The organism is Saccharothrix coeruleofusca, from assembly GCF_017876325.1.
In the GTDB taxonomy this organism is placed as follows: Bacteria; Actinomycetota; Actinomycetes; order Mycobacteriales; family Pseudonocardiaceae; genus Actinosynnema; species Actinosynnema coeruleofuscum.
This window is the reverse complement of sequence record NZ_JAGINV010000001.1, coordinates 4,892,257-4,914,895: the sequence shown is the minus strand read 5'-3', so window position 1 is coordinate 4,914,895 and position 22,639 is coordinate 4,892,257. Positions and strand designations below refer to the sequence as shown.

25 protein-coding genes and 1 pseudogene are annotated in these 22,639 nt (G+C 69.5%); 13 read left to right on the top strand and 13 right to left on the bottom strand.

The features are described 5' to 3' along the window. Window positions 1-76: 76 nt before the first annotated feature. Window positions 77-643: a TetR/AcrR family transcriptional regulator gene (locus JOF41_RS21895; RefSeq protein WP_209621622.1), complete on the bottom strand. Its 567-nt coding sequence runs from the start codon at window positions 641-643 to the stop codon at window positions 77-79. Between the two features lie 80 nt (window positions 644-723). On the opposite strand from JOF41_RS21895, the gene JOF41_RS21890 reads away from it, so the two are divergent. Continuing rightward, window positions 724-1,647 (top strand): NADP-dependent oxidoreductase, encoded by a 924-nt coding sequence (locus tag JOF41_RS21890; RefSeq protein ID WP_209621618.1) that lies wholly within the window; start codon window positions 724-726, stop codon window positions 1,645-1,647. A 19-nt stretch (window positions 1,648-1,666) separates the two neighbouring features. Here JOF41_RS21890 and JOF41_RS21885 read toward each other — a convergent pair whose 3' ends face one another. Both JOF41_RS21885 and JOF41_RS21880 read right to left on the bottom strand, forming a co-directional pair. Next, window positions 1,667-2,473 carry an NmrA family NAD(P)-binding protein gene (locus JOF41_RS21885; protein WP_209621615.1) on the bottom strand — a complete coding sequence of 269 codons (807 nt, stop codon included), beginning with the start codon at window positions 2,471-2,473 and terminating at the stop codon, window positions 1,667-1,669. 78 nt (window positions 2,474-2,551) lie between these two features. Continuing rightward, complete coding sequence (locus tag JOF41_RS21880; protein ID WP_209621612.1) at window positions 2,552-3,439, bottom strand: AraC family transcriptional regulator; 888 nt, start codon at window positions 3,437-3,439, stop codon at window positions 2,552-2,554. Between the two features lie 268 nt (window positions 3,440-3,707). Here JOF41_RS21880 and JOF41_RS21875 point away from each other — a divergent pair, with 268 nt between their 5' ends. After that, complete coding sequence (locus JOF41_RS21875; protein ID WP_209621609.1) at window positions 3,708-4,664, top strand: alpha/beta hydrolase family protein; 957 nt, start codon at window positions 3,708-3,710, stop codon at window positions 4,662-4,664. A gap of 34 nt (window positions 4,665-4,698) precedes the next feature. Here JOF41_RS21875 and JOF41_RS21870 read toward each other — a convergent pair whose 3' ends face one another. Then, entirely contained in the window at window positions 4,699-5,130 is a 432-nt protein-coding gene (locus JOF41_RS21870) for an HIT family protein (protein ID WP_209621606.1), read from the bottom strand. Between the two features lie 18 nt (window positions 5,131-5,148). Then, window positions 5,149-5,820, bottom strand: coding sequence for a metalloregulator ArsR/SmtB family transcription factor (locus JOF41_RS21865; protein ID WP_189223152.1), 672 nt, complete (start codon window positions 5,818-5,820; stop codon window positions 5,149-5,151). A gap of 328 nt (window positions 5,821-6,148) precedes the next feature. Between JOF41_RS21865 and JOF41_RS21860 the strand changes: the two genes are divergently transcribed. The 5 genes from JOF41_RS21860 (at window position 6,149) to JOF41_RS38375 (ending at window position 10,948) form a co-directional block, all read left to right on the top strand. Beyond that, window positions 6,149-7,024: a hypothetical protein gene (locus tag JOF41_RS21860; protein WP_209621603.1), complete on the top strand. Its 876-nt coding sequence runs from the start codon at window positions 6,149-6,151 to the stop codon at window positions 7,022-7,024. Window positions 7,025-7,036: 12 nt separating this feature from the next. Then, window positions 7,037-8,020: a beta-propeller fold lactonase family protein gene (locus JOF41_RS21855; protein ID WP_209621600.1), complete on the top strand. Its 984-nt coding sequence runs from the start codon at window positions 7,037-7,039 to the stop codon at window positions 8,018-8,020. A gap of 111 nt (window positions 8,021-8,131) precedes the next feature. After that, a complete protein-coding gene (locus tag JOF41_RS21850) occupies window positions 8,132-9,379 on the top strand; it encodes an APC family permease (protein WP_209621598.1) in 1,248 nt (415 codons plus the stop codon). 188 nt (window positions 9,380-9,567) lie between these two features. Next, window positions 9,568-10,314 carry a flagellar biosynthesis protein FlhF gene (locus tag JOF41_RS21845; RefSeq protein ID WP_209621595.1) on the top strand — a complete coding sequence of 249 codons (747 nt, stop codon included), beginning with the start codon at window positions 9,568-9,570 and terminating at the stop codon, window positions 10,312-10,314. 208 nt (window positions 10,315-10,522) lie between these two features. Continuing rightward, window positions 10,523-10,948, top strand: coding sequence for a YcxB family protein (locus JOF41_RS38375; RefSeq protein ID WP_209621592.1), 426 nt, complete (start codon window positions 10,523-10,525; stop codon window positions 10,946-10,948). A 209-nt stretch (window positions 10,949-11,157) separates the two neighbouring features. Here the strand turns inward: JOF41_RS38375 and JOF41_RS21835 are convergent, their stop codons facing one another. Next, entirely contained in the window at window positions 11,158-11,694 is a 537-nt protein-coding gene (locus JOF41_RS21835; RefSeq protein WP_209621588.1) for a hypothetical protein, read from the bottom strand. A gap of 482 nt (window positions 11,695-12,176) precedes the next feature. After that, a complete protein-coding gene (locus tag JOF41_RS21830; RefSeq protein ID WP_307867492.1) occupies window positions 12,177-12,914 on the bottom strand; it encodes an NADPH-dependent F420 reductase in 738 nt (245 codons plus the stop codon). A 109-nt stretch (window positions 12,915-13,023) separates the two neighbouring features. On the opposite strand from JOF41_RS21830, the gene JOF41_RS21825 reads away from it, so the two are divergent. The 3 genes from JOF41_RS21825 (at window position 13,024) to JOF41_RS38760 (ending at window position 16,868) form a co-directional block, all read left to right on the top strand. Then, window positions 13,024-13,872, top strand: coding sequence for a LysR family transcriptional regulator (locus tag JOF41_RS21825; protein WP_209621582.1), 849 nt, complete (start codon window positions 13,024-13,026; stop codon window positions 13,870-13,872). Window positions 13,873-14,151: 279 nt separating this feature from the next. Then, window positions 14,152-16,314, top strand: coding sequence for a LamG domain-containing protein (locus tag JOF41_RS21820; protein ID WP_209621579.1), 2,163 nt, complete (start codon window positions 14,152-14,154; stop codon window positions 16,312-16,314). A 242-nt stretch (window positions 16,315-16,556) separates the two neighbouring features. Then, on the top strand, window positions 16,557-16,868 hold the full coding sequence (locus JOF41_RS38760) for an immunity protein TriTu family protein (RefSeq protein ID WP_443705654.1): 312 nt from the start codon (window positions 16,557-16,559) through the stop codon (window positions 16,866-16,868). Window positions 16,869-17,033: 165 nt separating this feature from the next. Here the strand turns inward: JOF41_RS38760 and JOF41_RS21815 are convergent, their stop codons facing one another. Together JOF41_RS21815 and JOF41_RS38665 are read right to left on the bottom strand one after the other, a co-directional pair. Then, window positions 17,034-17,267, bottom strand: coding sequence for a transposase (locus tag JOF41_RS21815; RefSeq protein ID WP_209621577.1), 234 nt, complete (start codon window positions 17,265-17,267; stop codon window positions 17,034-17,036). A gap of 24 nt (window positions 17,268-17,291) precedes the next feature. Continuing rightward, a complete protein-coding gene (locus JOF41_RS38665) occupies window positions 17,292-17,558 on the bottom strand; it encodes a transposase (RefSeq protein WP_372448532.1) in 267 nt (88 codons plus the stop codon). A gap of 191 nt (window positions 17,559-17,749) precedes the next feature. Here JOF41_RS38665 and JOF41_RS21805 point away from each other — a divergent pair, with 191 nt between their 5' ends. Together JOF41_RS21805 and JOF41_RS21800 are read left to right on the top strand one after the other, a co-directional pair. Beyond that, on the top strand, window positions 17,750-18,070 hold the full coding sequence (locus tag JOF41_RS21805) for an Imm32 family immunity protein (protein WP_209621574.1): 321 nt from the start codon (window positions 17,750-17,752) through the stop codon (window positions 18,068-18,070). 42 nt (window positions 18,071-18,112) lie between these two features. Continuing rightward, a complete protein-coding gene (locus tag JOF41_RS21800; RefSeq protein ID WP_209621572.1) occupies window positions 18,113-18,430 on the top strand; it encodes a hypothetical protein in 318 nt (105 codons plus the stop codon). Window positions 18,431-18,450: 20 nt separating this feature from the next. Here the strand turns inward: JOF41_RS21800 and JOF41_RS21795 are convergent, their stop codons facing one another. After that, on the bottom strand, window positions 18,451-18,714 hold the full coding sequence (locus JOF41_RS21795) for a hypothetical protein (protein WP_209621569.1): 264 nt from the start codon (window positions 18,712-18,714) through the stop codon (window positions 18,451-18,453). Window positions 18,715-18,981: 267 nt separating this feature from the next. On the opposite strand from JOF41_RS21795, the pseudogene JOF41_RS38755 reads away from it, so the two are divergent. Beyond that, a pseudogene (locus tag JOF41_RS38755) lies at window positions 18,982-19,304 on the top strand (IS30 family transposase); the annotation flags it as partial. A 298-nt stretch (window positions 19,305-19,602) separates the two neighbouring features. On the opposite strand, the gene JOF41_RS21790 reads toward JOF41_RS38755, so the two are convergent. The 3 genes from JOF41_RS21790 to JOF41_RS21780 all read right to left on the bottom strand — a co-directional run bounded on the left by JOF41_RS21790 (window position 19,603) and on the right by JOF41_RS21780 (window position 22,573). Beyond that, window positions 19,603-20,001: a MerR family transcriptional regulator gene (locus tag JOF41_RS21790; RefSeq protein WP_209621566.1), complete on the bottom strand. Its 399-nt coding sequence runs from the start codon at window positions 19,999-20,001 to the stop codon at window positions 19,603-19,605. 84 nt (window positions 20,002-20,085) lie between these two features. Beyond that, entirely contained in the window at window positions 20,086-21,129 is a 1,044-nt protein-coding gene (locus JOF41_RS21785; RefSeq protein WP_189223160.1) for an amidohydrolase family protein, read from the bottom strand. Window positions 21,130-21,235: 106 nt separating this feature from the next. Beyond that, window positions 21,236-22,573, bottom strand: coding sequence for an FAD-dependent oxidoreductase (locus tag JOF41_RS21780; RefSeq protein ID WP_209621563.1), 1,338 nt, complete (start codon window positions 22,571-22,573; stop codon window positions 21,236-21,238). Window positions 22,574-22,639: the final 66 nt, after the last annotated feature.

Below are 22,639 nucleotides of genomic sequence, written 5' to 3'. Positions count from 1 at the left end.
AGCGGCCGGGGACCCCTCCCCGCGCCGTCACCCGTCGAGGCGAATGGGGTTGGTCGTTGCGGAGCGCCGGGCGAGGTCAGCGGGCTGCCGGAACCTCGCCCGCGGGCAGCGCCAGCAGTCCGGTGAGCAGCACGCGGGTGAGGCTCTTGGCCGCCGGGCTCGTCCGCGCCGACGGGATCGCCATCAGCGCGCCCCGGACGTCCTCGACCGACACCCAGGGGCGGAGGACCCGGTCGGCGCGGGCCCGGTCCACCAGTCGCGCGAACGCTTCGGCGTGCGCGCGGCGGTGGTCGGCGAACTCCGGCCCGCTCAGGACGTCGACCAGCCCTGGTTCCCGGACCCGCCACTGGCCGAAGCGGTGGAACGTGCGGGTCAGCGCGCGGCGGCTGTCCGGGTCGGCGAGCGCGGCCCGCAGCTGCCGCTCGCACCGGTCCACCTGACCGGCGAGCACGGCCGCGAGGAGGTCGGCGCGGGACGGGAAGTGCCGGTGCACGGTCGCGGGGGCCAGGCCCGCGAGCCGCGCGATCCGCCGCACCGGCAGGTCCGGGCCGTGCCGCGCGAAGGCCGTGTGCGCCACCGCGACCAGGTGGCGGCGGTTGTGCTCGGCGTCGGTCCGGCGTTTCCGAGTCAGTTCGTCCCGCACGGCTCTCACTTCCCGTCCGCCACTGGTGATCGCTCCTACCGTAGGCGCCATCAGCCCAGCGGAACTTCCGGGGAGTCACTGTGTTCGCAGTCCGGTTCGAGCGGTTCGGCCCGCCCGAAGTCCTGTCGGTGGGGGAACTCCCGCAGCCCCACGCCGGTCCCGGTCAGGTGCGCGTCCGGGTTCGCGCGGCCGGTGTCTCGCCGGTGGACCTGGCGATCCGGGCCGGGAGGGCGCGGTCGCCGATCGCCCTCCCGCACATCCCCGGAGTCGACGCGGCGGGTGTCGTGGACGAGGTGGGGCCCGGTGTCGAGTCCGGTGGCGAGGACGGTGTGTCGGTCGGTGACGAGGTCTTCGGCGCTGTCGACGCCGCCCGCCTCGGCGGGGCGACCGCCGAGTTCGCCGTCCTCGCCTTCTGGGCGCGGAAACCGCCGTCGATGCCGTGGGAGCAGGCCGGGGCGGCCGCGTCCGGCGTCGAGACGGCCACTCGCGCCCTCGACCTGCTCGACGTCCGCGAGGGGACGACTCTGCTGGTCGACGGCGCGTCCGGTGGTGTGGGCAGCCTCGCGGTCGGTTTGGCGCTCGCGCGCGGCGCCCGCGTGCTCGGCACGGCCGCGCCCGGCAACCAGGAGTTCGTCGAGAGCCTGGGTGCCACGCCGATCCCGTACGGGCCCGGCCTGCGCGCGCGGGTGCCGGGCCGGGTCGACGTCGCGCTCGACGTCGCCGGGAAGGGTTCGCTGCCGGAGCTGGTCGAGCTGACCGGGTCGCCGTCGTCGGTGGTCACGCTGGCCGACTCCAGCGGCCCGCGGCACGGGGTCCGCGTGTCGGTGGGGGCCTTGGGCGGTGAGCCGGACGGGCGGCACGGGCTCGCCGCGGCCGCCGCGCTGTTCGAGCGTGGCCGATTCCGCGTGCCCGTCCAGGAGGTCTTCGAAGACGCCGTCGCCGCGCACACCGCCGCCGAACGCGGACCCCGACGGGGAAAGCTGGTGGTGGCTGTCAACGTGTAGGAGTGCTGCGACCGGTGTCTCAGAAGCGGCTCGCGTGCTCGGCGACCCACTGCTCGAACGTGCGGGCAGGGCGGCCGAGCACCTCGGCGACCGTTTCGTCCACTGTGGAGGCTTCCTTGGGAGGGGAGGCGTACCAACCGATGACGTACTCGGCGTCCTCGCGGGAGACACCGGTGGCCAGCAGGCGGTCGACGGCCTGTTCGTGCGTGATCGGCGCGAACGCGATGTCGCGCCCCAGCGCCTTGGACAGGATCGCGATCCGTTCGCGCGTGGTCAGCGCCTGCGGGCCGGTGAGGTTGTAGGCGCGGCCCGCGTGGCCGTCCTCCAGCAGCGCGGTGACGGCGACGGCGGCGATGTCGGCCTCGTGCACCACCGCGCTGGGCGAGTCGTACGGTTCGCGCACGACGCCTTCGGTGCGGATCGAGTCGATCCAGGTCAACGTGTTGGACATGAACTCCTGCGGTTCCAGGCGGGTCCACTCCACCCCGGAGTCCGCCACGGCCCGCTCCGTGGGCCCCACGTACCCGCCCCACACGACGGTCATCCGGCGCACGCCCGCGTCCACCGCGCGCCGCACCAGTTCGGCGCCCGCGTCGGCCAGCCCCGGCGTGACCGTGATGTGCAGCCGGGTGACGCCGTCGAGGGCGTCGGTCACCGCGTCGGGCGCGGTGTGCGTGCCCCGCACCAGTTCCACACCGGGCGGCAGCACCGATCGGGCCGCGTCCGGGTCGCGGGTCAGCGCCCGGACCCGCTGCCCGCGCCGCGCCAGTCCGGCCACGACGTGACGGCCGGTGTTCCCCGTGGCCCCGGTCACCAGGATGGTCATGGTGGATCTCCTCCCCGTGTCACCGACCACGCTAGGAGCTCCACTTAACTGGAGGTCAACGAGCTTCGCGCCGCGCGGTCAGCCGGACCGCTCTCGCGGCGGCCTCAGGCGCAGGGGGTCCGCCGCGGGCGGGGTGCCGAACATGCGCTTGTAGTCGCGGCTGAACTGCGACGGGCTGGCGTAACCGACCGCCGTCGCGATTCGCGAGACGGTCTCGACCTCGCCGGTGAGCAGTCGGCGGGCTTCGTGCAAGCGGACTCGCTTGTGGTACTCCACCGGTGTGGTCCCGGTGGCGGCTTTGAAGTGCCGGTGGAACGAGGTGACGCTCATCCCCGCACGGTTCGCGAGGGTCCCGACGTCGACCGGCGCGTCGACGTGATGACGCATCCACTCGGTCGAGGACCTGATCCGCCGCGCCACGCCCTCGACGTTGATCAGCTGGAGCAGCGAGTCCCCTTGAGGACTCGTCAGCACGCGGTAGGTGATCTCGCGCTTCAACCCGTCCGCGAGGATTTTCGCGTCCATCGGGGAACCGAGCAGTTTCAACAGCCTCAGCACCGGGTCGAGCACGGCCTCCGGCAGTGGACGCACCGAGACCGCCCGCGCCTCCGCCACGGGCGGCAGCCGCATGTCGGTGGCCAGGTCGACGAGCACGTCCAGGTCCAGCGGCAACTCCACCGCCATGTACGGCCTGGTCCGGTCCGCCTCGGTCACGCGGGTCAGCGCGGGCAGGTCCAGGTAGGTGATGACCAGGTCCTCGCTGCCGTAGTCGATGATCCAGTCGTCGAGGACGATCTGCTTCCTGCCCTGGAAGACCAGGTACAGCATCGGTTCGAACACGATGGGGACCGGCGCGCTGGGGGAGCGGCTGAGGTGCAACCGGATGCCGCCCGGCGACAGCCGGGGATCGGACTCGACGGCGTGCTTTGCGATCAGCGACCTGATGCTCTCCAGCGTTCCCGCCACACGTCCTCCAGCGCAGTCGGCACAACGGCAGCGTAACCGGGGGACGGGCTTGGCCGCGTCGTCAGGCGAGGGGGCAGGCGGTGCTTGGAAGCATCTGGCAAGAGACGGGTGGCCGAGGACATTCTTCCGGCGTTCCCTCGTGCATAGGCTGCGATCAGGTGGCAGCGGCAAGCGTTCGCGAGTCCGATCCCGGTGCGAGGTGATCCCGCTCCCGTTCGGTGGCCGCCTGTTCCCGTCAACCCTCCCTCGACCACCCGTGGAGATCCGAATGCCCGAGAACGACGAAGTGGCAGGCGACGGCGCCCTCGACGCGCGGACCGACGCCGCGCTCGACGCGATCGCGCGGGGCTTCGCCTTCCCGCCGCGATCGCCGCTGCTGCGGACACCGGCGGACGCCGGCCTCCGGTTCGACGAGGTCACCTTCCCCTCGGCCGACGGCACGCCGCTGGAAGGCTGGTTCATCCCGCGCCACGACTCCGGCCGGTTGATCATCTGCGCGCACCCGTTCACCTTCTCCCGCTACGGCTTCCCGGCGCACCTCCAACCGTGGAAGTCCGCTTTCGGGGAAGGCTTCGGCAACGACTTCGAGGTCAACCTCATCCCGGACTACAAGATCCTGCACGACAACGGCTACAACGTGCTGGCGTACGACTTCCGCAACCACGGGCTGAGTGCGGCGGCGAACGGCGGGCTGCACTCGAACGCCCGGTTCGAAGCCCGCGACGTGCTCGGCTCACTGGCCTACGCGCGCTCGCGCCCCGACCTGGCGGGCATGGCGCTCGGCCTGTTCAGCCGCTGCATGGGCGCCCACGCCACCTTCGTGGCGATGGAACTCGACCCCGCCGCCTTCGCGGGCGTGCGCTGCCTGGTCGCGCCCCTGCTGCTCTCACCGGTGGTCATCCTCCAGCGGCAGCTCGAACACGCCGGGCTCGCCGGGCACGCCGCCGAGGTCGACCGCCGGTTCCAGCTGATCACCAGCGTGCTGCTGGCGGAGGGCGGCCCGGCGAAGTCGGCTCCGGCGGTCACCGTGCCGACCCTGACCTACGGCGTCCACGACGACCCGCTCACCCACCCCTCGGACCTGGAAGCCATCTTCGAGGCGATCGGCGCGCAGGAGAAGGACATGTTCTGGATCCACGGCACCACCGCGCGGTGGGACGGCTACCTGTGGTTCCAGCGCCACCCGGAGCGGATCCTGGCGTGGTTCGAGAAGCACATGCGGTGATCTCCGGGGTTCGGCTCGGTCGGACGCGGCCTGCTCACTCGCCCGCGACCATGTGCTGGGTGGTCAGCTGCGCGCGGACCTCGGCGGCGGTGCGCTCGGCTTCGGCAGAGGTGGTCCGCTGGGGTGCGTTGAGGAAGTCCGTGCCGCGCAGGGGATGGCTCGCGGGCCGGGGGTAGAGCCAGGCGTGGAAGTGCTGAACGCGGTCGCGGGTGGAGACCGCGTGGACGCGTTCGGCGTCGGTGACCGCGCGCAGGGCGGCGTCCAAGCGGGTGAGCAGCCTGCCGAAGGACTCGGCCTCGGCCCGCGTCATCTCGGCGAAATCGGTGTAGTGCCGTCGCGAGGTGACGCGCAGGGCGCCCGCCATCGTGGTCTCCGCGGGTCCGTGGGCGACCAACCAGTGCTCGTCGCTGTGCACCCAGCCGCCGGTGGCGGGTTCGGGCGGGTCGCAGTAGGGGCAGTCGGACACGGTGGTTCCTCCAAGCGGTCATGGCGTGTGCGCGATCGCCGCGAGGCGGTCGACGCGGTGGGAGAGTTGGCTGAAGACGTCCTCGAAGAACTCGTCGGTGTCCACCCGTCCCGGATCGGGGACCGACCAGTGCACGTGGCGGTCGGCGGGGCCCAGTTCCTCGAAAGCGCCGTCGCAGACGGCGACCACCAGGTCGTCGGGGGCGACGACGTCGCGCACGTGGGCGGTGGTCTCCCGCTCGAGCACCAAGCCGTGTCGTTCGGCGGTGGCCAGTGTGCGGGGGTTGATCCGATCACCGGGGTGAGTGCCCGCCGAGGTGGCCGGGATGGCGCTGCGGGTGCGCCACACCGCCGCGGCCAGCGGCGAGCGGGCGCCGTTGCGGGTGCAGACGAACACCACCCTGGGCGCGGTCACGGTCGGGGTGATGCTCAGGCCCCGCAGTGGTTCGGCGGTGAGCCGCACGTAAGCGCGCCGCCCGTCCGCCTGGGACCTGGTGCGCTCCACCAGCCCGACTTCGCGCAGCACCTTGAGGTGGTGGGCGAGCAGGTTGGAGGTCAGGCCGAAGCGGGCGGCGAGCTCGCCCGGCGACCGGTCGCCGATCGCGAGCAGGTCCACGATCTCCAGGCGCACCGGGTCGGACAGCGCGTGGTGCACCGCCGCCCTGTCCCGAAGATTCATGTCGATTTCCATTGAGGCAATCCTTGTTGAGGTGCTTAGCTGGCGGCAAGGTCGTCCACACCATGGAACACGGGAGGCGCCCAGGGCCACCTCGCACCGCACGACACCCGCGTCCGCGCGCCGACGGCAGGCAGGCGTGGCGGACTGCTGCGACCTCGGAAGAGAATCGTGGTTTTCCGCGGAAGATCACGCGCCTCCGCGTGCGGAAAAACAATTTACGTCCTCTTCGGATGTTTCATGCGGAGTAGTTCTAATTGCTTCTTCTCGCCGATTCCCGGCTGAGTGCGAGTGCGTAGCTTCAGTGCGGTCGGGTCAATCCGCCCAAGGAATCGGGGGATCCATGACCACAAAAGAAGCGATCGATCCGGCCGGCTCATCGCTGTCGCGGCGGTGGGCGCGGTCGTCGGTCCTCACGAAGCTGTACTGGTTGCTGCGCGTCGGCGTCGCGGTGGAGTACCTCGGCCACGGCTGGGCCGGGTTGAGCCGGTCGCGGGCCTGGCTGCCCTACTACGACCTGTTCGGCATCTCCGCCGACACCGCCGTGGGGTGGCTGATGTACGTCACGGGCTCGGTCGACATCCTCGTCGGCCTGGTCGTGCTGTTCTTCCCGCTGCGCATCGTGCTGCTGCACGCCACGGTGTGGGGCGTGTTCACCGCCCTGCTCAGACCCGCCGTGGGCGAGGGCTGGTGGGAGTTCCTGGAGCGCGGCGGCAACTACGGCATGCCGCTGGCCCTGCTGGTGCTGGTCGGTGGCGGTGGGTGGTCGCTGCGCCGCTGGTTCACCCAGGGGCACCTGCCCGAGCAGGTCTCCGACCGCGCCCTGGTGTGGTCGCACTGGGCCGCTCGCGTCGGGTTGGCGCTGCTGCTGATCGGCCACGGCGGATTCGCGCTCTTCGAGAACAAGTCTTACTTCTACAAGTACTTCGCCTTCTTCGGCATCGACGGCGGGACCGTCGACTCGGCGAACCTGATGGCCGTCCTCGGCGCGTTCGAAATACTGCTGGGCCTCGCCGTGCTGATTCGCCCGGTGAAACCGCTGCTGTGGTTCGTGCTGACCTGGAAGTTGTTCACCGAACTGCTCCGGCCGCTGGTCGGCCAGGAGTGGTTCCAGTTCGTCGAGCGCGACGGCGACTACGTGCTGCCGGTCGCGCTCGTGATCGGTGCGGGCCTGTACGCGGCGGCCCGCCACCGGTTGCGCACCCGATCCGCCACCTAGAGGGGAACCCCGTTGCGCCTGCTCCCGCTCGCCACCACCCTGCTGCTCCTCGCGGCGCCCGCCACCGCCACGGCGGGCGCCGCGACCGGGCAACCGGTCGAACTCGGCACGATCCCGATCGGGGCCAACTCCCGGACGGTCGTGTTCACCCCCGACCACCGGCTCGCCTACGTCGCCAACGGCGGCTCCGGCACCGTCTCGGTCGTCGACCCGGTCCGCCGCGCCCAGGTCGCCACCATCCCGGTCGGGACCTTCCCCTACGGCATCGCCTTCGACCGGCCCGGCCGGTACGCCTACGTCTCCAACCGCGACTCCGACGACGTGTCGGTGATCGACACCGCCCGCCGCGCGGTGGTGAAGACCATCCCGGTCGGCGACGCACCCCGCTTGGCCGCGCTCAAACCCGACGGTCGCGAGGTGTACGTCAGCAGCACCGGCTCCGACGCGGTGCACGTCATCGACACCCGCACCCAGGTCGTCACCCACACCATCCCGGTCGGCGACGCGCCGCGCGGCGTGCAGTTCACCACCGGTGGTCGCTACGCCTGGGTGGCCAACTCCGACGCCGACACCGTCTCGGTCGTGGACACCGCCACCTACACCGCCGTCGACACCATCCCCGTCGGCGACGAACCCCGCGGCGTGCTGATCAGCCCCGACAACCGCACCGCCTACATCAGCAACACCATCGACGGCACCGTGTCCGTGGTCGACGTCCGCACCCGGAAGATCACCGCGACCATCCCCGTCGGCGAGAAACCGCGCGGCATCACCCTCGCCGCGGGCGGCCGGATCGCGTACGTGGTCAACGCGGGCCCCGGCGCCACCGGTTCGGGCAGCGTGGTCACCTTCGACACCCGCACCAACCAGGTGCTCGGCCAGGTCGCGGTGGGCCTGGACGCGCACTGGTCCGCCCCCGGACCCGGCCACCGCTACATCCTCGTCACCAACTCCGGCTCCGACACCCTCTCCGTCGTCACCCTCGCCCGCCGCTGAACGCCGCCCACGGGCCCGCGGCAGGCCCGTGGGCGGTCGGCGACCACTCCCGACTAGCGTTGTGCGCCAGGCGGCAGACGTCACCAGCACGTCCGAGCGGAGGACGCGAGCATGACATCCCCCCGACTGGCGCGACGGCTGGGCACCGGCGGCGCGGTGACCATCGGCTTGGGCTCCATGATCGGCGCGGGCGTCTTCGCCGCCTTCGCCCCGGCGGCCGAGGCGGCGGGCAGCGGCCTGCTCGCGGGCCTGGCGATCGCCGCCGTCGTCGCCTACTGCAACGCGACCTCCTCCGCGCGGCTGGCCGCCCGCTACCCCGCCTCCGGCGGCACCTACGTCTACGGCCGGGAACGCCTCGGCCCGTTCTGGGGCTACCTGGCGGGCTGGGGCTTCGTGGTCGGCAAGACCGCCTCCTGCGCGGCGATGGCGCTCACCGTCGCCGCCTACGCCCTGCCCGACGCGGGCAGACCCGCGCGGGCCGCCGTCGCGGTGCTCGCCGTGCTCGCGCTGACCGCCCTGAACTACTTCGGCGTGCAGAAGTCCGTCGCGGCCACCAGGGCGATCGTGGCCGTGGTGCTGGTGGTGCTCGCACTGGTCGTCGTCGCGGCCATCACCGGCGGGCGCGCCGCCGACCTCGCCCGGACGCCGGGCACGACCAGTCCGCTTGGCGTCCTGCAGGCGGCCGGTCTGCTGTTCTTCGCCTTCGCGGGCTACGCCCGCATCGCCACCCTCGGCGAGGAGGTCCGCGACCCGGCCCGCACCATCCCCCGCGCCATCCCCATCGCGCTGGGCATCACGCTCGTGGTCTACGCGGCCGTCGCCGTCGCCGTCCTGACCGCCCTGGGCCCGGCCGCGCTGGCCGCCGCACCCGACCCCATCGCCACCGCCGCCGCCGGGTGGCCCTGGTTGGTCCCGGTGGTCCGCGCGGGCGCCGCGCTCGCCGCGCTGGGTTCCCTGCTGGCCCTGGTACTCGGCGTCTCCCGCACCACCCTGGCCATGGCCCGCGACGGCCACCTGCCCCGCACCCTGGCCGCGATCCACCCCCGCCACCGCGTCCCGCACCACGCCGAGATCGCCGTCGGCGTCACCGTCGCGCTGCTCGCCTCCGCGGTGGACCTGCGCGGCGCCATCGGCTTCTCCTCCTTCGCCGTGCTCGTCTACTACGCCGTCGCCAACGCCTCCGCGTGGACCCTGCGCGTCGACGAAGGCCGCCCGCCACGCGCCGTGCCGGTGGTGGGCCTGCTCGGCTGCCTGCTCCTGGCGGCCACCCTGCCCACCGCCTCCGTGCTGTCCGGGGCCGCGGTGCTGGCGCTGGGTGCCGCGGTGTGGGTAATCCGCTGGCCACGCCACGGGAGGTGACAACGACGCCCACCGTCAGGCGCGAGTGCGGCGATCTCCTCGAGGGGATTGAGTACTCGTTCCAACGACCTAGTCCATGCCATGTGGAAGAGGAGTGCGTCGCGGCGTGTACCGCCGATTTGTCGTACCTAGGGTTCATACTTCGAGGAGCCTGAGTCAGGAGGCGACGTGGTGGAGGTGCTGAGGTCTTGTTGGACGAGAGCCGGCGCGACGACATCGGTTGGCTGGTCGCGACGTACGACAGCTTGGTGCAGGAGGCGGCGGGGGGGACCCGTGACGTCGACCTAGCGCAGGTGCAGCGTTGGCTGCGCCGGGTCACCGGCCTTTCGTCGCTTAGTGCCGCGGTGGAAGCCGCACGGCGGTTGACTCGTCACGAGATCAGCTTCATCGCACCTGTGACACTGCCGGTGCCGAATGCGCCCCGCAAAGAATCGGTCGGACGACAGCAGGCCTCTGAACGCCAGGAGCGCGTCCAGAGGCGTACTCCCCGACCAAAGCAGGTCTCACTACCGCCACCAGACGCGCCCCGCAAAAAATCGATCGGACGACAGCAGGCCGCTGAACCGCAGGAGCGCGACCAGAAGCGCACTTCCCGACCAAAGCCTAACCGCACGCGGGCGGTGATCGCTCCGCCACTTAACGACGATGTCGCGGCGAGATTGGAGAAGCTGTTTGGCCAGCTCGACGGACTACCGCAACGCACGCGCACGGCGGCCGAGGAGGCGGAGGCTGAACGCTTGCGCCAACAGATCACCAAGCTGACCGGGCTTTCCCGTGTGGAGACCGCCAGAAAGGCGCTGCGCACGTTCCTGACTCGCCGCGACGGCGTACGCAGGTTCGTGCCGACCAAGCCGTACGCGGAAGGTTCGACTCGCAAGCCGCCGTACATCAAAGTAGTGCTCGGCGGGTCTCCAGGTGGAGGTAGTCGCGCCTGACGCTCCCTGATCAGTGACTTATAGATCGGTAAAGTCGGCTCGGAAGCCGAGGAGCCAGAGGGTCTCAGACACACTCGCGGGAGCGTTCGTCGAAGACGCTGTGGCCTTGTGGCGTTGGTTGCGTACGTAGATTTGGAGGATCGGCTCTAGCCTCGCCCGCGTACAGATACCGATGTGGGTTCCGTATAACGAGCAGCGCCTGCGCCGTGTGATCGAGTCCATGCTGCGCCCCCCGGTGAAGTGGATGCGCATCGCGGGCCCGATGCTCGTCGCGTGCGGCGTCGTCTTCCTGCTCACCAATTCCGGTTCGTTACTGCTGGCTGGCTCGATTCTGGCGGGAGTGCTCTGCACCTTTGCGTTCGAGCCGCTCATGGTCTGGTACAGCCTGCGCGCGCAGAACGCCGCCATCCGACAGGGCTACCACCTGGTCGTGGACGATGTCGGTGTCACGATGAAGGCGGAGTCCTATGAGTCGCGATTGGCGTGGTCGACGGTCCAGCGGGTCAAGGAAGAACCCGACGTCTGGTTCCTGGTGCTGAGCAAGATGGAGGCGGTGGCGGTTTACAAGGACCTCATGACCGAGGAGCAGCGGAGCCAGTTCGCCGCCGTCCTCGCCCAGCGGCAGCCCGCCTGACCCGATCGATCCGGCGGGCGGACCGCTGAGTCTTCTCCAACCTCATCCGGCGTTGGATTGGAAAGGTCTCTGGTGAAAGTTCGCAGCACGATGGCCGGGGGGAAACCGCCCGGCCATCGTGGTCGATCAGGTCGATCGATCAGTGGTCGATGTCGTGCGCCGCGAACGACCTGTTCGCTCGGGTGATTCCGGCTAGGGCTGCCGGAGCGTCACCAGAACTTGACGGAACTGGCTTTGTTGTTGATGAAGAAGTCCACGGAGGCCTTCGAGCGGTACGGCCCCTCCCAAGTCCCGGTCCAGTTCGTGTGCTCGTAGATTTCCACCAGGCACTTGCTGAACCCCTGGAAGGAGGTGGTCCGGTCGTTGAAGCGCAAAGGGATGTTCGCCTGGTAGTCGACTCCCCTGCTGGTCACGCACGCGCCGGGACCCGAGAAGATCTGCGTGTCGCCACGGAAATCCCTGTCGTCGTAGAGGACGCCGACCGTGACCGAGGCCGCCTCCGCGTTGATCCGGTCCACCACCGTGTCGGTGAGCTCGCGAGGCGAGGAGATGTCCTGGACCTTCCCTCCGCTCAGGTGGCTCACCGCTTCGGCGAAGGACGCGTAGCACGTCGTCTCTCCGCTCTCCAGCGCGGTCACGCAGTGCTTCCCCGATGCGCCGCCGGTGCCGCTCGCCACTGCCGACGGAGCTGCCAGCAGTGCCGCGAAAACGAAGTACAGCGGGACGACAAAGTGTCGCTTGAGCATGGCGCCTCCATTGATCGTAGTTTGCCGTGATCGTGTTCTCCGGTGACGGGCGTATCGATGCCCTTCAACGCGGGCAGTCGTTCGCGGATCGTGGAGAACTCGGCCGATGGAGTGGTTCGTGGTCTGTCGAGTGCTTTTCGACAGGTCCGGTGGGGCGTCTTCGACACTAGAGTCCGCTTTTGGGACCGGTCCCTCTGTGGGGGGTGATCTCGTGATGGCGGTCGTCGTGATCATGGCGTAGTGAGGGTCGGTTCGATCCGGGCAGGCGGTCGTCGGGCACGGGGATCGGTGCTGGATTCTCCCGAGTTTGAATCTTTCCAGCCTCACCTCGCGACGAGGTGGGCGTGACAAAGATTCGGGTCAGGGCGGTGATACGAGTGGTGGAGCAGCGGAGTCCGCTCGGCAGCGGGCAGGGCTTGGCGTCCGGATCGAATCCCGCCAGGGTTCCCGCCCACGCCGCCAGGTTGGAAAGGGCTCACCGGCTACATCTGGAAACCGGCGGGCCCGCGCACCGCGGCGGCGGCCAGTTCTTCGACCCTGGCGGCGGACACCGGCACGCCGGGGGCTGCCTGCACCCAGGCCACGAATTCGAGCACGGTGAGACCGGACGGCGGCTGCCCCACGTAGGGGAGGGCGTAGAGCAGGGTGTTGGGCTCACCGCGCCAGCTCTCCGCCAGCGTGCCGAGGTCCACCGCGTCGAAGCCCAGCACGTCCAGCAGGTCCGCCGCTTCCCGCTTGGCGGTCGGGTCGTCGCCGGACAGCGGCAGCGCGGTGCGGTCGGGCGCCCCCGCCGGGCGGAACAGCTCCAGCAGTTGCTTGGGGCCGATGTTGTGCAGCGCCTTCACCACGCGGGACTCGGCGAGGTGGCGCTGCACCAGCCCGCTGGAGGTCAGCTCGTCGCGGTCGAGCTCCGGAATCCGCCACCCCGCCTTCGGCGCGTAGTTCATCGGGTCGATCACGGTCTTGCCCGCCAGCTCCGCGCGGGGCAGCCGCTCGTGGGCGGCCAGCGGCACGGCCGCGACGACCAGGTCCGCGATGCGCGCCGTCTCGGCCGGGGTGGCGGCGCGGGCCCGCCTGCCGAGCTCGGCGACGAGGTCGGCCAGTGCCTCCGGGCCTCGCGAGTTGCTCAGCACCACGTCGAGGCCGGCGTCGACGGCGCGGCGGGCCACCCCCGCGCCGACCATCCCGGTGCCGATGATGCCGAGGACCGATGTGCTCACTGGTGTTCTCCGTTCGAATGGGCTGGCACCCATCACAGCCCGAGTGAGCCGCGCCAACAATGACCGGAAACGAGCGGCAGCGATCACATCGTGTGATAGATCAGAAGGGGTGGAACTGAGGGCGCTGCAGTACTTCGTGACCGTCGCCGAGGAGCTGCACTTCGGCCGCGCGGCGCAACGGCTGCGGATCGTGCAGCCCGCGGTGAGCCAGCAGATCACCAGGCTGGAGCGCGAACTCGGCGTGCGGCTGCTGGACCGCACCTCGCGGCGGGTGCGGCTCACCCCGGCCGGTGAACGGGTGCTCGACGCGGCCCGCGAGGCGCTGGCGGCGGCGGCTCGCGTGCGGGTGGTCGCGGGCGAACCGGCGGCCGCCCTGCGGATCGGGCTCGCGTCCTGCGTCACCACGCGGGTCGACCGCGCCCTGGCCCGCCTGCGCGACGCCGAGCGCCCCGCCGAGCCGACGCTGGTCGACCTGCCGGTGGCCGCGCGCCTCGACGCCGTCCGCGACGGCGAACTGGACCTGGCGCTGGTTCGCGGCGCCGTCACGACCACGGCGGTGACAGTGGCGCGGGCCTGGTCCGAACCGCTGCACGCGGTGCTGTCACACGACCACCCCGCCGCGAGCACGCCCGCGATCGGCCTGCACGACCTCGACCCGCAGGGCCTGCGGCTCCCTGCCCGCGACAACGACCCGCTGCTGCACGACGCGATCCTCGCCGCGCTGCCATCGGCCCCGCCGCGCCCACCCGCGGGAGACCTGCTCAACGTGCTGTTCGAGGTGGGCCGCGACCCGGCGGGTTGGACGCTGATGCCCGCCGAGCAACTCGCCGCGACCCGTTCGGACCGGGTGCTGTCGCTACCGCTGGACCCGCCGGTGACCATCGACGGCCACGTGGTGACCTCGCAGGCCACGCCGGAGTCGTGCGTGGCGTCCTACGTGGCCGCGTTCGCCGATTGAGGACGATCACCGCCAACCGGACGAGGACGGCGCGCATCGTCGGCAGCGCGAGGGACGAGTCGGACTGCGTTCCGTGACCACTTGAACCCGCAAAGCGAGGATTGCTCCGTTCAGCAGTCGACCCCGTGCCCGCCGAGGCGTCATAGTCTCTTTTCGGATCGGGGATTGATCACTAACTCGCGGAGGGTGCTCCGCGGGCGGGGGGCTTCACACATGCGGTCGCGCATCCGTGCGCGGGGCTTTGCCCTGCGCGCACTCGGTTGTGGAATCGTTCTCACGATGGTGGGCGCCGGGCTGGCGCCCGTGGCCGCGGGTGCCGCGCCGCAGCCGGTTCCGGACGTGGCCGCCGACGAGGCGACCGCCAAGCGGTACGCCGCGCTGGGGGACAAGCCGGTGGCCAAGCCGGCCGACGGGGACCGCGAACGCGACCCGCACCTGGAAGTGATCCACAACAATGAGCCCGACCCGCCGTCCGAGATGAGCATGGAGGGCGGCAAGCTGCCGTGCCGGGTGGGAGCCGACCGGGCGTTCGTCTTCACCCGCACACCCGGGCTGAGCGCGCGGCTGTCCGACGCCGACGGAGGCAGCCTCGACGGTGCGTTCAAGCTGTTCCGCGGACCGCAGGGGGCTTTCTCCCACGAGTACGCGGAGTTCCACGTCAGGAGCATCCCGTCCGGCTCGTTCGGCTCGGCGCAGGTGCCCGAGGGGTACATCACCGCGGACGACATCTACACGTGGCGTGTCCGGGCGGAGGACCGCCAGTCCCACACCTGGTCGGAGTACTGCGAATTCGAGGTGGACACCGCACGGCCCAACACACCCCTGGTGTCCTCCGCTGACTACCCGACCGAGGGTGCGCACGGCAGCGTCGGCCGCACTGGCAACTTCACGTTCCAGGTCAACGGCAACACCGGCCGCGACGGGACCATGGACGTCGTCCACTACAGCTGGTCGCTCAACGACAACGGCGCCCACAACGCTGCCGTGGCATCGGAGGACGGCACCGTCACCGTGCCGATCACGCCCACTCGCCCTGGCATCAACACGCTCTACGTGCACGCCGTCGACCGCGCGGGCAACCACTCCCTGACCAGGGCGGCCTACCGGTTCGAGGTCGCCGCGCCGACGCCCGCGTCGGCGGAGTGGAAGCTGGACGAGTCGTCGGGCGACTCGGCGGCCGACACCGGGCAGGGCAACCGACCGCTGTCGCTGTCGGGCGGGGCTTCCTTCGGCCCGGCGTACGCGGCCAACGGCATGCGGCTCAACGGCACCACGGCCGTCGCGACGACGGCCACGCCCCCGGTGGACACCTCCCGCGCGTTCACGGTCTCGGCGTGGGCCAAGCTGACCCGGACCGACGGCTACTTCACGGTGCTCAGCCAGGACGGCGATCGGGTGAGCCCGTTCTACCTGCAGTACGACCCGGCGGTGGACCGGTGGCGGATCAGCGCGACGGATCGGGACGCCGACTCACCGTCGACGGTCTCGGTGAACTCCCTGAACCCGCCCGAGGTCGGTGAGTGGACGCACCTGCTGGCCACCTACGAGCCGAACAGCCGCAACGCCACCCTCTACGTCGACGGCGAACCGCAGGGCTCGGTGGCGATGAGCTTCTGGCAGGCGGGCGGCAGCCTGGTCGTCGGCGCGGCGCGGTGGAACGGCGACCGGGCCGACCACTTCCCCGGCGCGGTCGACCACGTGCAGCTGTGGGACCGGGAACTCAGCGCGGCCGAGGCCGCCGAAGCGGCCAACCTGGCCGTGCCGCGCGCTCGCTACCAGCTCGACGAGCGCTCCGGCAGCACCACGCTGGACGAGGTCTCCGAGCAAACCGCCACGCGGTCCGGTGGCACGTCCTGGGCGGGCGACCCTCGGGACTCGGCCGCCAGCAGGAAGAAGTGGCTGAACTTCGACTCGTCCGGGACCGGCGAGGTCACCGCACCCGCGCCCGCCGGGCTGCGGACCGACCGCTCCTACACCGTGTCGGCCTGGGTGCGCCAGGACGAGTTCGACCACCTCGCCCGCGCCGCGGTGGGCGCGGGCGACGCGCGGTACTCCCCCTTCCTGCTCGGATACCGGCCGTCGGAGGGGAAGTGGGGCTTCCTGGTGTCCAAGTCGGCGGCCACCGGTGACAGCTGGCTGGCGCTGTCCGACGCACCGGCCGAGGCGGGGCAGTGGGTGCACCTGGCGGCCACCTACGACGCCACCAGTGGCCAGATCGCCTTGTACGTCAACGGCACCGAGCAGAGCTTCTTCTCCGGCACCCCGGACGGCACGGGCGTCCAGAGCAGGGTCGCCACCGGACCGCTGTGGATCGGTCGCGGGATCTGGGAGGGGCAGAGGAACGACGTGTGGAGGGGCGACGTGGACGACGTGCGGCTCTACTCCGGCGTCCTGTCCGCGGACGAGATCGCGGTCGTGTACAGCACCACCTTCCACTTCTGATCGCATCAGGTCGGCCTCAAGCAGCGTTGTCGTGGGCGCTGGATCGGCCAGTAGGGCCGCCCCGCCCGAACTGCAGCGGGAGACCTCCGTTCCAGTCCCCCGCGCAGCGGAGGCGTGAGCTCGGAAACGGGCACTCAGTTGACGTCCTCCGACTGGATATATTGCTAGACCAAGTCTGGCGACGGGTAGTTCTGCCGCTGCCTGCGTGATCAACTCGTGTTGGTTGACAGCAAGGATGTGAAGTGACGTTTGAGCCGCTGGAGCACCTGGAATACTGGCTTGAGGGGGTGCAATCAAAGCTAAACAATAACGGGGTTTCGGTCGAGCTTTCGAGGTCTCCTCCCGGACGTTCAAAGAGGTCGTTGGGGGTGTATCTCCAAGCTGGTGATCGAGGCGGTTTCCTTGAGGTTTGGGATACCGGAGAATGTCAATTGTCGGTTGTGGACTACTCCTCGGTCGCGGATCCTGTCGAGAGTCGTCACTGGGTTCAGTCATCAGGTGATTTGAGAAATGTCGTAGGCTTGCTTTTATCCTGGATTCGGCAGTCGATTTAAGAGTGTGACCCCGCGGGTGATGGCGTTAGGGTGGTGGGTAAGAATTGCGGACAGTGGGCGGGTCTTTCGATGATGGCAGAATGAAAGTATGATCGACATATCTGCTGGACAGGAAGACCTGCCCCTGCTTCACTCTGGCGTCCGTTATTAGTAGCTGTTTTCGAGCTACTGGGGTTCGGAGAGTCGGCGGCTGGTGATGCGGATCATGAACCAGCGGACCATGGCCTCGTGGTGGTGGAGTAGTTGTTCGTAGTCGCGGACACAGCGGCGGTATCCGGTGATCCACACCAACGTGCGCCCCACCACCCACCTCCGGGTCGGTACGGTGAAGTATGGCACTTGCGGATGTTGGACGATCTCCACCACCAGGCCGAGAATCGTACGGGCCCAGTCGAGCATAGGGTTGGTGTGGCCGCCGTCGGCTCACACCAGCGTGGTCCGTTTCCCAGTGGTGCTGCGCATTCGGTGGAGCAGGCTGCGCGCGGCAACTCGGTCCTGTGTCGAGACCGTGGTCACCAGCGTCGCCACCGGCAATCCCAAGGTGTCCACGACGATGTGGCGCTTGCGGCCATCGATCTTCTTCCGGCTGTCCCACCCAGCGTGGCCCGGCCGACGGTGGCGGCGGCGCGCATCGACTGTTCGTGCGCCGGTAGTCTGTTGATGGGGGGATAAAGTTTTCCGTTCTGTGATGATCCTGGGATTCTACGGGACGTGGACCGCCTTGAATAGCGGCCAGCGCGGTAGGGGGTACCGCAGCCTGCGCGGAAAGCGTCAGATCCTGAGTTGGGTGTTGGCGCGTCTATCCGCTCTGCGGAGGCAGGCGTGAGTGCGGTTGGCAGGCCAGTCAGCAACATCCACATTTTCTTACCTGAGGAGTCGGGATGGCCCCGCCCGTAGACCCCGCCGAAGAGCGCTCCCGGCCGGTGGTACCCGTCGAGGTCGAGGTCACCGCATACGACCCCATGCTCGGTGTCAGTACCTGGTGGAATGAAGACACTGTTCTTCGAGTGGAAGTGTGGGATTCGCCCGAGAAAACGGTGGTTATCTCTGGGAATCCGGCCGGTCTCGTGTCCCTCGCCAGGCACCTGCTCACCCTCGCCCAAGAATCGGTTCCGGACGGGCGTCACTTCGACTTCGACACCTATTGCGGATGGCTAGAGGAGGGCTCAGCCGCTATTCGCGTGGAGGTGGACAAGAAGTAAAGGTGCGGCGCTTCACCTGAAGGGACGAGGTGCCACAGCGAGTTGTTGCTCGGTGTGGCCTCAAAGGCTGTCCCTGCTGTCCCGGCCCTCACCGACAACACTACGGTAGGTGATCTGCGTAACCTGTCTGCTGGCAATCCGCTGGAGTTAATAAAAAGTAAAAGGAATCTTTCTGACGCGGACCCGCTGGATAGCGTATTCAACCCGCAGGGAAATCTGAAGGAGTATCCGGGTGTCACCCCTGACCGAACCGTGCTGTTTCAAGGCAATCATCGTGCTGCGGAGTTGATGGCCCGCGCGGCCGGTCCTGACAACCTTAACATAAACTGGGGTATGCCTATTTACATTCGTGATTTTTGAAGACCTCGGTATGATTCACTCTAGCGTGGAGGTGCGCGGTTAAAAAGTTTTGGAGGCGTGTGAATATCGATGCGGTCTACCCCTTGGATTTGCAACTTGCGGAAGAGCTTCGGAGGATGGCCGTCCGGAAGGGCTTTACGGCTCGCGCTTGGCGGCAGGATGATTACCTGAGCATGAGGCCGGGTATGTTGATCAAGTGCTGGCTTCGGCCAGCGGGAAGGGACGCCTTTACCTTTTCGGATAGATACATCAGGTGTTGGCTGATCGTAGAGAAAGTATTCCATGATGAAAAAGGGTGGGAGACTGAAAGAAATCTCCGTCTACATGCCCTTGATGTTGCATCTAATGTTTACGGCAAGCTCAATTCGGCTACCCGTACGGAGCGCGCCGAATACATGCTCGGACTAGAGTCGACGCTTCCATTCGATAGATCTGAGATTAACTGAGGTTTTCTCAACGGTGTATGCCGCAGGTAAAGCAAGGCAGGTTCAGGCGGTCGTAGCATCTGATCGTGGTGTTCGGCGAGGAAGGACCGCCCCGCCGTGCGTCGGATGTTGACCTTGGCCGATCGGGAAGGGACCTCCCAAGCACTGGCCGAGTCGTTGGAGTACTGAGATCGCTGCCCGGATCGGGCGTGATGCCTCGATCGTGTCCCGAGAGGTGAGTCGTCATGGTGGCCGGGATGGTTACCGGGTGGTGGCCGCCGACCGGGCCGCCGGGGCGGCCCGGTCGAGGGCCGAAGCCACTGGCGGTGGACCGGAACCCGGTTCTGCGGTCGCGGGTGGTCGGACTGCTACGGGCGGGCTGGTCATCGGCGTCGATCCAGGGCCGGTGGGCACGCGATCACGATGGCGGGGACGCTGTGCGGGAGAGTGAGCTTCCCTCGATAACCCGAGGCGGTTGTTACCGGGTTCGGGTCGGTGATGCTGGGATGGCAGTCGGTTCGGCCTGAGAGGCGTGCCAGGCGGCTTCGTGCTCGTCGGGGCTGAGCTGGCCGAGGGTCTTCTGGATGCGTTCGGTGTTGTAGAACCCGTTGGGGTGGACAGTTCGGTGGAGGTCCCAGGGGTTGGGCGTGAAGCCCAACCCGACGCTCCGCAGCACAGACGTTGTCGAAGCCGGAACCCGGTATCGATGCCAAGTGCGAGGGTGCGCGGCGAGCACTGCGGGTGCCATCAGCGGCCGCAGGCGACCTCCTCCCGTTCGGCGTGCCCCGCCAGCGCGGCGCGGTGCCTGCGGTTGGCGGTCATCACCTCGTCCAGGGTGTCCCGCGCGCGTAGCAGTTCGGTGATGTGGGTGTCCAGCCGCTCCCGCTCCCTCGCCATGCTCTCCCACGCGGCGTCGGTGACGTCCGCGGTGCCCGCGTCGACGCAGGGCATGATCTCGGCGATGGTGCGGCTGGACAGCCCGGCGCTGTAGAGCCGTTGGAACAGCACCACCCGCTCCACATCGGACTCGCGGTAGAGGCGCTGCCCGCCGGAGCTGCGCTCGCTGGTGAGCAGCCCCTGCTGCTCGTAGTACCTCAGCGAGCGCACGCTCACGCCCGCCCGCGCCGCCAGCTCGCCGATCCTCATGCCGCAGACCTCCCACTACCCGGACCACACCTGATGGTGGACGTCGAACCCAGGGTAGGCGTCAGGAGGCGGTGGGCAGGCGGGTCACGAGGGCTGGTGCTGCCGGTGGGGTGCGGCGAGGTGGCCGGTCAGCCGCTCCCAGTTGCCTGACCCGATGGCGGCCTTCTCCTCGTCGGTGAACGGCGCCTGTTCGAGGAAGGACCGGGCGACGCCGCCGCTGGTGTCCAGGTGGGGGAAGCCGCCGGGGCGGGTGCCGAAGGTGTAGGGGTAGTCGGTGGAGTAGAGCATCCGGTCGGTGCCGACGACCTCGGCGGTCCAGCGCAGGTAGCGCTCGCTGACCGTGCCGCTGCCCGCGATCCAGAAGTTCTGCCGGAAGTAGTCGGCCAGCGGGCGCGGCAGCCCGGCCATCTCCCGCAGGAAGCCGACGTGGTCGAGGTAGAACAGCACGACCTCGCCCCAGTGCCCGGCGATCACCTGGAGCTCGGGGTGCCGGTCGAACACCCCGGAGAAGATCATCCGCAGGTATTGCACGCCCAGGTCGTAGTACCAGCCCAGCCCGGCGGTGGCCAGCGCCGGGCCCACGCCGTTGGGCAGCCCCGAGTAGTACGCCTCCTGGACCGCGCGCACCGGGGTCTGGGGGTGGAAGTGCAGGGGGACGCGCAGCCGCTCGGCGGTGGCGTAGAGGTCGTCGAACTCCGGCGCGTCGGCCAGTTTGTCGCCGGTGCGGCCGTAGAGCATCGCGCCGCGGAAGCCGAGGCCGATCGCGCGCTCCAGTTCGGCCGCAGCGGCTTCGGGCGCGGAGGTCGGGATGGCCGCGAACGCCTGGAACCGCCGCGGGTTGGCTTCGACGATCTCGGCGAGGGCGTCGTTGGCCTCGCGCGCGACGCTCACGGCCTCGGCGGGCGCGAGGTTCTGCACGCCCGGCGTGGACAGCGACAGCACCGCGACGTCGATGCCCTGGTCGTCCATGTCGGCGAGGCGCTGCTGGCCGACGTCGAGCAGCCGCCGGGTGACCGGGTGGTCGGGGCCGTAGACGTTGGGGCTCAGGCCCGCCTTCTCCCACGCTTCCAGCACGACGGGGAGGAGCACGTGCTCCTCAAGACCGACGATGCGCAACTTCTCGTTCATGCCGCACTCCCTGTCTTCGGGGGACAGGAAGCACTGTATCAGCGATACTAACGGTGGTAGCAACGGCATTAGTATCGCCGATAAACAGTGGTGGGCGCGGTGCGCGTCACGAACGCCTGCGTGGCCCCCCGGTAAGCACGCGCAGCACGGTGGCGGGCTTGAACAGCGTCGCCGCCGGATCGATCAGGCCGTTCACCCGCTGGAACTGCCCGGCCAGGACCGGGTCGTGCCTGGAGACGGCTTGCAGCCGCTGGATGTAGGCGCCGATGACGCGCTCGACCCTGGACTGGGGCAGGCCGAGGATCTGGCGGTCGGCGCCGACGCCCGTCCGCCACGCCTGGTCGACCCACTTGGCGGTCGCGGTGAAGAAGCGGCGGGCCAGATCGGGCCCGCCGTCGGCCAGGCTGTCGCGCAGGGTGGTCGCCTGGATCGCGGCCATGGTCATGCCCTGCCCGAACAGCGGGTTGAAGCTGCAGACGCCGTCGCCGACCACGAGCAACCCGCCGGGGAACCGGCGCAGGCGCTCGTAGTACCGCCGACGGCTCATGGGAACCCGGTGCGTGCGAGCGTCGTCGAGCCACTCCGCTTGGCGGAGCGCGGCGAAGACGTGCGGCGGCGCCATGCGCTCGGCGAAGGCGAGGAACCCCTCCAGGTCGGTGGGGCTGCGCTGACCCGCGTACCCGCCCAGCGTCAGCACGTAGCGGCCCTCCTCCTGGGCGAGGAGCCCCATGGCGGTCGGGCGCTGGGGCACGGCCGACACGATGACCATGAGCAGATCCCCCAGCGCGCCCGGCGGCAGCCGCAGGTGCCTGCTGGTGTAGGTGACGTCGACGGGCACCTGCTCCTCGTCCGGCGCGTCGTACCCGAGCCGCTTCAGCCAGACCGGGGTGCGCCCACCTCGGCCGGTGGCGTCCACGACCAGATCGGCCGGGAGGACCTCCTCGCGGCCGTCCTGCGCCGCCACCCTGACCCCGGCCACCCGGTCCCCGGAGGCGACCAGGTCGATCGCGGCGCAGCCGTCGCGGAACACCACACCGGGCATCGCGCGCACCTCGTCCCGGACGCGGCTCTCCAGGTAGGGGCGGCTGGGCTGGTAGCCGGGGTGGTCCTGCGGAGGGTAGTCCTCCGGGGGGCCCTCGTACCCGAGCACCTGGCCGTTGACGTCGAACCACATCTGCGCGGGGCTCTCCACGGCGGGAACCCCGTCGGCGGCGAACTTGGCCAGCAGTCCGGGGAACAGCTCGTCGAGGATCGCCACGCCGCGCGGGAGCAGGGCGTGCGAGTGCCGCCCCTGGGGAACGCCCTTGCGGTCCAGTACGCCCACGGGCAGCGGATCGCGTTCGACGACGGTCACGTGCCGGTAGGCGTCGGCGAGCACCCTGGCGGACAACAGCCCGGCGATGCTCGCGCCCAGCACGACCGCGTGGTCGCCGACCTTCCCCATCACGCCTCCCCGGCGCGGCGGGCACCCGCTCGGCATCCGGGCGGTTCGGGCGGTACCACGGGAAAA